Origin of the sequence: Methanolobus psychrotolerans, from assembly GCF_002243045.1 — an archaeon.
GTDB lineage: Archaea > Halobacteriota > Methanosarcinia > Methanosarcinales > Methanosarcinaceae > Methanolobus > Methanolobus psychrotolerans.
This window is the reverse complement of sequence record NZ_MBKP01000017.1, coordinates 64,309-74,589: the sequence shown is the minus strand read 5'-3', so window position 1 is coordinate 74,589 and position 10,281 is coordinate 64,309. Positions and strand designations below refer to the sequence as shown.

12 protein-coding genes and 2 rRNA genes are annotated in these 10,281 nt (G+C 39.5%); 7 read left to right on the top strand and 7 right to left on the bottom strand.

Going from position 1 to position 10,281, the window contains the following annotated elements:
• The first annotated feature begins 73 nt into the window (after positions 1 to 73).
• Both rrf (BB781_RS07405) and rrf (BB781_RS07400) read left to right on the top strand, forming a co-directional pair.
• A 5S ribosomal RNA gene (gene rrf / locus BB781_RS07405) occupies positions 74 to 195 on the top strand.
• Positions 196 to 285: 90 nt separating this feature from the next.
• Positions 286 to 407: ribosomal RNA gene (gene rrf / locus BB781_RS07400) — 5S ribosomal RNA — on the top strand.
• Between the two features lie 148 nt (positions 408 to 555).
• On the opposite strand, the gene BB781_RS07395 is transcribed toward rrf (BB781_RS07400), so the two are convergent.
• Together BB781_RS07395 and BB781_RS07390 are read right to left on the bottom strand one after the other, a co-directional pair.
• Positions 556 to 1,872 carry a dicarboxylate/amino acid:cation symporter gene (locus BB781_RS07395; protein WP_242492574.1) on the bottom strand — a complete coding sequence of 439 codons (1,317 nt, stop codon included), beginning with the start codon at positions 1,870 to 1,872 and terminating at the stop codon, positions 556 to 558.
• A gap of 185 nt (positions 1,873 to 2,057) precedes the next feature.
• Positions 2,058 to 2,576: a LabA-like NYN domain-containing protein gene (locus BB781_RS07390; protein WP_164997810.1), complete on the bottom strand. Its 519-nt coding sequence runs from the start codon at positions 2,574 to 2,576 to the stop codon at positions 2,058 to 2,060.
• 418 nt (positions 2,577 to 2,994) lie between these two features.
• Between BB781_RS07390 and BB781_RS07385 the strand changes: the two genes are divergently transcribed.
• Together BB781_RS07385 and pspAA are read left to right on the top strand one after the other, a co-directional pair.
• The gene (locus tag BB781_RS07385) at positions 2,995 to 3,693 is read left to right on the top strand and encodes a PspA/IM30 family protein (RefSeq protein WP_094227857.1); all 699 of its coding nucleotides are present in this window, start codon (positions 2,995 to 2,997) and stop codon (positions 3,691 to 3,693) included.
• Positions 3,690 to 3,968, top strand: coding sequence for a PspA-associated protein PspAA (gene pspAA / locus BB781_RS07380; protein ID WP_094227856.1), 279 nt, complete (start codon positions 3,690 to 3,692; stop codon positions 3,966 to 3,968). Before BB781_RS07385 ends, pspAA begins: the two co-directional genes overlap by 4 nt.
• A 28-nt stretch (positions 3,969 to 3,996) precedes the next feature.
• On the opposite strand, the gene pspAB is transcribed toward pspAA, so the two are convergent.
• The 3 genes from pspAB to BB781_RS07365 all read right to left on the bottom strand — a co-directional run bounded on the left by pspAB (position 3,997) and on the right by BB781_RS07365 (position 6,328).
• Positions 3,997 to 4,569, bottom strand: a complete 573-nt coding sequence (gene pspAB, locus BB781_RS07375; RefSeq protein WP_094227855.1) for a PspA-associated protein PspAB — start codon at positions 4,567 to 4,569, stop codon at positions 3,997 to 3,999.
• On the bottom strand, positions 4,569 to 5,450 hold the full coding sequence (gene htpX / locus BB781_RS07370; RefSeq protein ID WP_094227854.1) for a zinc metalloprotease HtpX: 882 nt from the start codon (positions 5,448 to 5,450) through the stop codon (positions 4,569 to 4,571). The genes pspAB and htpX overlap by 1 nt, the downstream gene beginning before the upstream one ends.
• Positions 5,451 to 5,542: 92 nt before the next feature.
• Positions 5,543 to 6,328, bottom strand: coding sequence for a GTPase (locus BB781_RS07365; RefSeq protein ID WP_094227853.1), 786 nt, complete (start codon positions 6,326 to 6,328; stop codon positions 5,543 to 5,545).
• A gap of 357 nt (positions 6,329 to 6,685) precedes the next feature.
• Between BB781_RS07365 and BB781_RS16450 the strand changes: the two genes are divergently transcribed.
• The 3 genes from BB781_RS16450 to BB781_RS07355 all read left to right on the top strand — a co-directional run bounded on the left by BB781_RS16450 (position 6,686) and on the right by BB781_RS07355 (position 9,279).
• Entirely contained in the window at positions 6,686 to 6,847 is a 162-nt protein-coding gene (locus tag BB781_RS16450; RefSeq protein ID WP_394335329.1) for a nitroreductase family protein, read from the top strand.
• 18 nt (positions 6,848 to 6,865) lie between these two features.
• Complete coding sequence (locus tag BB781_RS16110; RefSeq protein WP_242492573.1) at positions 6,866 to 7,006, top strand: hypothetical protein; 141 nt, start codon at positions 6,866 to 6,868, stop codon at positions 7,004 to 7,006.
• 437 nt (positions 7,007 to 7,443) lie between these two features.
• Positions 7,444 to 9,279 carry a PAS domain S-box protein gene (locus BB781_RS07355; RefSeq protein ID WP_164997809.1) on the top strand — a complete coding sequence of 612 codons (1,836 nt, stop codon included), beginning with the start codon at positions 7,444 to 7,446 and terminating at the stop codon, positions 9,277 to 9,279.
• Positions 9,280 to 9,283: 4 nt separating this feature from the next.
• Here the strand turns inward: BB781_RS07355 and BB781_RS07350 are convergent, their stop codons facing one another.
• Positions 9,284 to 9,715, bottom strand: a complete 432-nt coding sequence (locus BB781_RS07350; protein ID WP_094227851.1) for a nucleoside deaminase — start codon at positions 9,713 to 9,715, stop codon at positions 9,284 to 9,286.
• A 130-nt stretch (positions 9,716 to 9,845) separates the two neighbouring features.
• The gene (locus BB781_RS07345) at positions 9,846 to 10,163 is read right to left on the bottom strand and encodes a cobalamin B12-binding domain-containing protein (protein WP_094227850.1); all 318 of its coding nucleotides are present in this window, start codon (positions 10,161 to 10,163) and stop codon (positions 9,846 to 9,848) included.
• Between the last annotated feature and the right edge of the window lie 118 nt (positions 10,164 to 10,281).

Below are 10,281 nucleotides of genomic sequence, written 5' to 3'. Positions count from 1 at the left end.
CGCCTGCAGAGCGATTCCATTCCGGTTCGAATCCGGACCTTGGCTTTAAATTTTACCATTCATTGTGAGAGAGTTTGGCGGCCATAGCGGCAGGGAGATTCCTGTACCCATCCCGAACACAGAAGATAAGCCTGCCAGCGTTCCTTACTGTACTGAAGTACGAGAGTCTTCGGGAACTCTGGATCGCTGCCAACTCACTCATTATATCTATTAGATAATCATTTTCAATACTCTTCGTTTGAAATCATACATTGGATTTAACTTTTACTATTCATTATGAAAGAGTTTGGCGGCCATAGCGGCAGGGAGATTCCTGTACCCATCTCGAACACAGAAGATAAGCCTGCCAGCGTTCCTTACTGTACTGAAGTACGAGAGTCTTCGGGAACTCTGGATCGCTGCCAACTCACTCATCATATCTATTAGATAATCATTTTCAGTATTGTTTTTTTACTTAGCTCTGTTCTTTGTGCTTGGACTTTAATCTCTTCTAACAGTCTCTTCTTATGTTGAATAATTATCATACAGCATTCGATTGTTTGAAGGCATAATATCTCATTCTTCATGTGCAGTGATTATGACGTCTTCATCAAGTGCTCTTCTCTGTGCTTCATGTTTTGCCATTTCGATGAATTCTTCACTGGAACTTTTTTTGCCACTTACCCACTTATCCATAACAACGCATGTAACAAGGTCTCCGGTTACATTGACTGCAGTACGGCTCATGTCAAGTATCCTGTCAACACCTATAATAAGAGCAATACCTGCGGTTGGTATGCCCACACTATTCAATATCAATGCAAGGATTACAATGCCTACTCCAGGTGTGGATGGAGTACCTATTGAAGCTCCTACAACAGTTATCATTATAAGCAGTAATTCGCCAAAACCAAGTTCAATTCCAAATGCCTGTGCAAGAAATACAGCCGCAACACTCTGGTAAAGGGCTGTGCCATTCATATTTATCGTAGCACCAAGGGGAATAACAAATTGGGATATTGATGGTCTGACTCCTATACTTTCTTCGGCTGTTTTGATCGAAAGCGGCATAACCGCAGCTGAACTTGATGTAGAAAATGCAAGCAACAATACATCTTTAATCGCCCTCATAAAAGCAATCGGGCTTTTTCCAGTTACTATCAGGATAATACTCATATAGATTATTAACATCAACAACAGACCTAATAGTACCGTGCCTACATAGACAAGCATTCCCATCAATGCCTCAAGTCCCAGATTGATGGTAAATTTGCTTATAAGCCCGAAAACAGCAATAGGGGCTAATAACATGGTCCAGCGAACAACGGCCATGCTCACTTCCTGTAAAGAACCCAATAGCTCCAGCAAAGGTTTGGATTGCATAGGCGAAATCGAAACAAGTGCCACGCCTATTATCGCTGAGAAGAGCACTACCTGGAGCATCTGTCCTGTTGCAAGTGCCCCCAGAGGATTGGTTGGAAGTATGGTAGTTATCATTCCGGGAAGTTCTGCAACATCGGGTGTAGTGATCCCGCTGCTTTCTACCTGGGTTGTATCTGATATTATCGTATTTTGGACAAGTTCACTGCTGATATAAGTTCCCGGATTTATTGTCAGTGCCAGAGTAAGTCCGATGAGTATTGCAAGTGCAGTGGTTACAAGAAAATATGCTACTGTTCGCAGGCCTATCTTCTTGAGTTGTTCCATGTCTTCGCCAGATGCGATTCCTCTGATAATAGATGCAAAAACAAGTGGTACGACTATCATCTGGAGAAGTGCAAGAAAGAGATAGCCGGGCAGTGCCAGCCATTCTCCAATGGTATATGACATCTCCTTGCTCAAAAAACCGGCAGATGGGCCAAGTAGCAGTCCGGTTCCAACCCCTAATATCATTCCTATAAAGATCTTAAGCCAAAGTCTGCCTCTTACAAGCTCTTGAAGGTGGTAACTTAAGTGTTTCAATGAACGCGGATGAATAAGCGAAAGAGGGTCTTGTAACTTATATCTGCCTGACATACCAGTAATTTATATTTTATCTAAAATGGTTATGCTTGCACCAAATAAACAGTATTTGCTTTCTATTTTCTGCGCAGTATACTCTCATCAATGGGGTAATACTCCGTAGCTGAACTGATAAGTTCTGCTGCCGTATTCCTTTCAAAAGAATGTACTTCAACACGTACTCCGCAGGCTTTCAGGTGATTGACAAGGGCAGTGAAATCTCCATCGCCACTGACGAGCACTACAGTATCTACTTTTTCTGATATTGCTATTGCATCAATGGCTATGCCCATATCCCAATCACCCTTTGTAGATCCGTCGGGCCGGATCTTGAGCTGCTTGGATCTTACTTCCCATCCAAAGTTCCTTAAATGGTACTTGAATCCTGATTGGTCTATATCTTCTGTTTCTACCAGATAGGCAATCGCCCTGATAAGCTGCCTGCCTTTTAATACAGTGGCAAGCAATTTCTCATAATCAAGGCGGCTGTCAGAATAATTGTTCCTTGCAGAATAGAACATGTTCTGTACGTCGGCAAACACAGCAAGTCTCTGGCTTCTGAATACATTTTCTTCATTATTATATATAGTAACCATTGTTTGCTTCTCCATCGGAATCATATTGTGAAAAAGATATGATACTGTCTTCTACTTATTTGAATCTATTTCTTTTAATGCTTATTCAAACGGTTATGTGTATCTAGTATGAGACTGTCGGAAAAGTCGATTCGTATGAAATTACTGAGTAATTATAACAATAATAGCTTAAAACATATAATTATTGATTTCTTTTAAACTCGTTATTGATAATGATTATATTGATACTCATGACTATTTAGCTCCGTACGTATAGCACTAATTTTCAGATTAGGTGACTTTTTCGACAGTCTCAGTATACTCATCTTCAAATATCAGTTAACCCTTAAATAGACCTCTTATCATTTTGATTGGGACAGGCATTTATGCCAGTTTGGACTTTATATTCTTAATATGTTAAATCATCAGGAGGAATAACATGGGTTTATTTAATAGAATGGGAACAGTAGTCAAATCCAAAATGAATAAATTAATGGATCGTATGGAGGACCCCCGAGAAACACTGGATTATTCTTATGAGAAGCAACTGGAAATGCTACAGGGTGTGAAAAGGGGCGTAGCAGAGGTTGCGACATCAAAAAAGAGACTTCAGCTACAGCGATCAAAATTATCACAGAACATTGAGAAACTTGATGGTCAGGCAAAAGAAGCTATCCGGGCTAACAGAGAAGATCTGGCACGTCTGGCACTAGAACGAAAAAGTGGACTTGTTATCCAGATACAGAGCCTTGACCAGCAGATAGCTGATCTTGAAAAAGAACAGGAGAAACTTGTAGCAGCTGAGAAACGCTTGTCGACCAAAGTAGAGGTGTTCAGGACAAAGAAAGAAACTATTAAAGCCCAGTATTCTGCAGCCGAGGCTCAGGTAAAGATAAATGAGTCCGTATCCGGTATAAGTGAAGAAATGGCAGATGTGGGTCTGGCAATAGAAAGGGCTGAGAATAAGACCGAACAAATGAAGGCTCGTGCATCTGCACTTGATGAACTTATAGATTCAGGTACACTTAACGATTTTACCAGCAGTGGTGATGATATTGACCGGGAACTTGCAAAAATAAATTCAGCATCAAGTGTCGATCTTGAACTTGAGAAACTCAAAAAGGAGGCAGGTAAATGATTATAAGGATTGTTGGAGAAGGCCAGTACAAAGTGCCAAGTGCTCTTTTCGATGAATTGAATGTAATCGATAACAATATCGTGGAACTTGTTTCCCGGGGAAATGAAGAGGGATACAAAACAGAACTCTCAAAGCTCATTGAGAAGGTAAAATCCAATGGAAAACAGCTTGATGATTCGGATATCGTAGAATCCGATGTTATGATTCCTCCCGGTGACCTTACTTTCAAAGAAGCAAAAGAAGTTTTTACCGGTGTCGGGATATTTGAAGATTAAAATCAAATATTAATTATTGGTTTGTATTTCAAAAAGGCATACTCCAAAGGGGATACCATTTCCCCACATCTTTTTCGATTGGCAGTTCCTTTTCCATCAATGATTTCAATCTGAATTCCATTGAATTATTCCGGTTGCTTTTTCCCTGAGGGGCAAAAGGATAGTAACTTCCCTGTTTGAAATTATATATCCAATAGACAGGTCCATTGCTTTCAAACCTGTAAACTGCGCATAATATATGCTTTCCGAATCCCTGTTCTATAAGTGTCTGGGAAATCATATGTATATTAGTCACAAGATCTTCGAAGTCATTGTCTTTCAGTACCACCCAAAGGAAATTATATTCATCCTTTTCGATATTGAAATAAGTTCCTGTTTCTTTGGTACTGAACTTTAATAGCTGCTCTATTTCTTCCTTTACAGTGTTGTATTTTGCCATTTCCATGGACTTAAAACATATCCCTGCTACTGACGAAGGTTTAAGATTTAAGTTCATTTCCATAGTTACTACCGCCGTGGATATCGCAAAAAGCCTTTCTGTCTTCGCTTCAGGCATCCTGCTTCTTCCAAGCATTGAATTTATAATGTCGCGAAAACCCATCAGAATTCAATCTCCCTCTGTATTTTTTCAAGTGCAGCAATCCTTTTTTCCATTGATGGATGAGTTGAGATCAGGTTCATCATAGAACCGGATACTGCAGGTATTATGAAAAAAGCATTCATGCCTTCAACTTTACGAAGATCTTCAGTGGGTACATTCGCCATGGTCCCGCTAATTTTTCTTAGCGCAGATATGAGATTCACAGGATTTCCGGTTATGAGTGCAGACCCCCTATCTGCTGCAAATTCTCTGTATCTGGATAGAGCACGTATCAGGAGGAAACTGATTATCCATACTAATATTGATACAATCCAGATTACGATCAAACCGCCATTTGAATTCCGGCGGTTGCCTCCAAACGCTCCAAAATAAAAACTATATCTTACAATGTAGAATGCAAGGGTTGAGATGAAACTGGCTATTGTCAATATTGCCATATCCCTATTTTTCACATGGCTCAATTCATGTGCAAGCACTGCTTCCAGTTCTCCCTGGTTCAGTTTATGCATAAGCCCGGAGGTAACTGCAACAACAGCATTCTTTGGACTTCTTCCGGTCGCAAAGGCATTGGGCACTGAAGTATTCACAATTGCAATCTTGGGTATTGGCAAACCTGCGATAACACAAAGTCTGGTAATTGTTTCATGGAGTTTTGGTTCCTCTGAATCGGAAATCACTCTTGCATTCATAGTCCAGAGGACCAGTCTGTCCGAGTAATAATATTGTGCTCCCATGAATAATGCGATGAACAGGAGCATGAATGTTTGAGGAGCACCCATAGATGCAAGGAATACCAAAAAGAAAAGGTAAACTGCAGCCAGCAGGAACATGGTCAGTATCATTCTTCCTTCCAGTCCGAGATCTTTTTTCCATTCTATCATTCTATTACCTCTTCTGAACTATTTATGGCTAGTTTATTATTGAAGCTTTGTGATGTATGCCACCCTCAAAAAAAGGATCTTTTTAAAAATAATTACTCTACGATTTCCTCCGTTTTTTCCAATAGCAATCCTTTTTGCCAATCATTAATTATTTTTATGGCGGCTCTCATTTCATCAATTTCGCCCTTTTTCTTCAGAAATTTGCTTTGGAGTCCTATCATCTCAAGTATTTCATATGAGTTCTCCTCTCCTATCTTGACATTGTAAGAGGATTCAAGTATCTCTTTACTTTCAGCAACCAGCTTCTCAATGATTCTCAGGGAGACACCAATACGGTCTTTCAGGTGTGTTGAATCCTTAATTCCCAGAAGTCCCTGGATATACTCATCATGTTCATCAAATGGGATAACACCTGGTGTATCAAGGAAAACGATACGTGAACCTGCATTAATTATTTGTATCCCTCTAGTATGTCCTGAGATTGCAGACGTTGATGCTTTATTTTTGCCTGTAACTCCATTTATGACCGAAGATTTACCTGTATTAGGATAACCTATAGAGCCTACAAGTATATCCCGATCTCTTATATTTGCAACTTCTAGTATCTTGTGTCTAAGCATAGTTGTCCCAAACTTCTCCTTTGAGGATACAAAAACAGAAGGAGCTATTTTTGCCATACGGGATTTTGCTTTTTCCAGTTTAGCTTTTGTTACAAGGTCACACTTATTGAGCACTATTATGAAGGGTTTTTTCAGGCGTACAATCTCCTGCTCAACTTCACTGTTCCTTGTCTCATCAGGAAAACGAGCATCAACAACTTCAAGAAGGACATCAGCTTTCTTAATGACATCCCTCACCATTACTTTCTGGCTTGCCATGATTTTTTCTCAGTATCAAAAAAGTGAATTACAATATATTCTATCTTCTTACCCGCTGAAAGGATATATTTTCTTTGATACCTTTGCATGAGAGGGACACATTAAAAAATTTTAGTATTTTTTACTCAGTTGGAGTAAATGGCAATATACTTAATAATGTTTATAGTCTGGCTAATAAACGGGGTGTGTTTCATCATATGGCAACGATCTCTTTTAACCCTCAATTTTGTATTCGCTGCGGGATCTGTACATATATATGTTCACTTGATCTAATTCTTCATGGGGTTGAGGAAGGCATGCCTTTCATGCCGGATTCGATGGATTGTTTTTGTATAAAATGTGGCAGTTGTGTCCTATATGTGTACTCGTCGTTACATAAGTAACTATACAGATGAAATAGTTGATAAAAAGACAATTGAACATATACTGGATATTGTCCGCTATGTTCCATCTGGTGTAAACAATCAGCCAGTACCATCCTATGAAAATGATAATCCCATCTCTTATTTATGCTTATGATTCAGGTGCAGATCCAATTTGCCGTGGTGCTCCTATCTTGCAATAGCACATGCTCAATCTGCGAACAGTAAGGCTCCCACGGACTGTATCATTGCACTTTCATGGTTTAAGCTTGCTGTTCCTGCATACGGACTGGGGCATGCTGGGCAGGCTTCCTGAAAACTGCGGCAACATCATGTCAGCCTTTGATTAATGAACTTGGCCTGCCGGAAGGTCACGTTGTCCAGCATGCAATGATGTTTGGTTATCCTGTATATAATGTGCATAGTATTCCTGGAAGAAATCCGGCAATTATACTCTGAAAATAATCCCAGTATATTCTATTTTCTTTTTCTTTTTACTCAATTTTTCATAGATTTAGGTGTCTTGTCCATTCTGCATGCTCTTGGATCACTATCGTTTTAAATAAAAATCCTTGATCACAATGTTTAGGAATCCTTAAGTATAATATAATCGCTAAAAGTCCTTGAGATAATCTGATATTTGTTTACATATAGATGACATGTTACTATTATATATTAAAAACGAATAATGGTTACAGTCAATTCTGCTGATTGATTGAAAATTGTTTGTTTCAAATAATTTAAAAAATGATTATGATTCTATCTAATAAGCCCCGGATTCTTGTTGTAGACGACGAGCCAATGAACGTCGAGTTGCTTCAGGCTTACTTACAGTTGGATTATGAAGTCCTGCCTGCATATAATGGTTATGAGGCACTGGATATAATTTCGCGTGACTCTCCTGACATTGTACTTCTTGATGTAATGATGCCTGATATTAACGGTTATCAAGTTTGTGAGCAGATAAAGAGCTCGGATAAGACCCGGTTCATACCGGTTGTTCTGGTCACTGCCTTATCTGGAAGGGATGATAGGTTAAGAGGTATAGAGGCAAAGGCGGACGATTTTCTCACAAAGCCTGTTGACAGGCTTGAGCTTAAAATGAGGGTAAAGTCTTTGCTTCGTATCAAAGACCTTCATGATAATCTTATTAAAGAACGTGATCAGGCACAAAATTACCTTGACGTGGCAGCAGTAATGATGTTGGTTCTTGACACGCGGCAGAACATCTCCCTCATAAATAAAAGGGGTCTTGAGATAATGGGTTATGATAACGAAGAAGATGTTCTGGGAAAAAACCTGCTTCATAATTTCATTCATGAGGCTTCCAGGCCTGGAATGGAAATGCATTTTTTCAGTTCGTTGGAAAATATTGAATGTAATACAGGTTACTACGAGTGTCCTATAGTCACAAAGAATAATGAACAGCGAATTGTTTCCTGGTACTCTAAATCCCTGACAGATGACCATAATCATGTAACAGGAATCCTTTTTTCGGGTCAGGATATAACAAAAAGAAAAAAAGCAGAAGAGAAACTGAAAGAACAGACTCGTGCTATGGAAGCATCTATAGATGGAATGGCTATGATGGATGAGCAGGGTGTCTATACTTATGTCAATGATGCGCATGCCCGCATTTTTGGATATGAAAGTCCATATGAACTCATTGGAAAACAATGGGATGTACTCTATAATGATCCCGAGATTGAAATGTTTGTCAATGAGATATTGCCCGAGTTCCGTATAAAGGGCAAATGGAAGGGGGAATTGCTTGGAAAAAAGAAAGACTGTAGTAGTTTTTTCCAGGAAATCTCGCTTACAGCTCTTGATAAGGGCCTTATCTCTGTTGTCAGGGATATCTCCCAGCGCAAGGAAGTTGAATCCCGATTGAACCTATATGCATCGCAACTCAAAAACTCAAACGAGATGAAAGACCTTTTTACGGATATGCTTCGCCACGATCTCTTAAATCCGGCAGGTGTTATAAAAGGATTCACCGATATGCTTTTGCATGAAGAGCTTGATGGAAGTAAAAAATACAAGCTCCAGTTAATAGAGAGTAATGTGTCCCGTCTTATAGATATGATAGAATCGGCTGCAAAGTTTGCAAGGCTTGAGGACATCGATGAACTGGAATTCAAATCCATGGATCTTGCAGGTGTAATTCGCAATGTTGCTGAGGATTTCGGACCGCAGCTCATGGCAAAGAACATAGTATTAGATGTGAAGGTAGGTAAGTCTCTTCCTGCTATATTGAATCCTCTAATCGATGGGGTATTCATCAATTTCATTTCCAATGCAATCAAATATGGCCCTTCTGACAGTGTTGTGGCAATAGATGTACAGGACCTTGGTGATGAATGGAAGGTACTGGTTTCAGATTCAGGTGACGGTATACCTGACAAGAATAAACAAATAGTATTTGATCGTTTCAAGCGTCTTGGCGAGAGGAAGAAAGCTGTCAAAGGTTCCGGGCTTGGTCTTGCAATTGCTAAAAGGATAATCGAATTACATGGTGGAAAAATAGGTGTTTATGACAACTCTACAGGAAAAGGCAGTGTGTTCTGGGCAACAGTGAAAAAAGCATAAGGGTTCATTTGCCAATATCCTCATACCAGATATCTGGCTTTTCATGAATGAATTCTTTCATTATTTCCTTACATTCTGTGATATTAAGGTCAATCACTTCAACACCATGTTCTCTCATAAATTCACCAGCTCCTTCAAAAGTCTCGGATTCTCCTGCAATGACTTTCATTATGCCAAACTGCACAATCGCTCCTGCACAAAGATAACATGGCATAAGTGTTGAATAAATAATAGTGTCGTTGTATTTTCCAATCCTTCCTGCATTGCGGATGCAATCTATCTCTGCATGTGCCAGAGGGTCGTCATGTTGCACTCTCCGATTGTGTCCTCTGGCGATTATCTTTTCATTCCTGACAAGAACTGATCCGATGGGTATTCCTCCCTCTTCCAGTCCCTTTTTAGCTTCTTCAATAGCAGCTTGCATGAATCTATCCATGGTATTCTCCTGGGGTGGTAAATAATCAATAACTAGTATATTATTGCACGGATATATCCCTTACTGCAATACTGATAATTTCAAAGAAAACAGAAAGTATGAGTGTATGTCTGGGCATACTTGACTCAACTTATAATGTCAACATAAGATTTCCGAAAAAACAGGTGTTTTCGTGTGCGCTGATGGCAGCAGGCCTAAGTATCGCAATACCCTTGTTCATGGTTTTTGATGCTATGAGTATCTCAACAAGTGACAGTTTTCCTTCTTCAAACTTGTCTCCTACTGTTTTCATACCTTCTATGAAACCTTCTTCGATTATGTCGATGGGATCTATGCCTGCCATGATCGTTTCCATTGCGGCATTTGTTGCTTCAGCATCATTATGGTTTATGACTGAATTTTTAGCTTTACTGATAAGCTCTTTCTTTTTAGAACCGTTGTAATTCATGATTTAATCATATCCTCAGACGTTGTTCTTTGAAATACGGAGGTTTGCTTTCAGGATGGTCCTTTCCATCCAACCTTCTCTATATTTCATTTTTCATAAGAATCTTGTCTATCTGAAA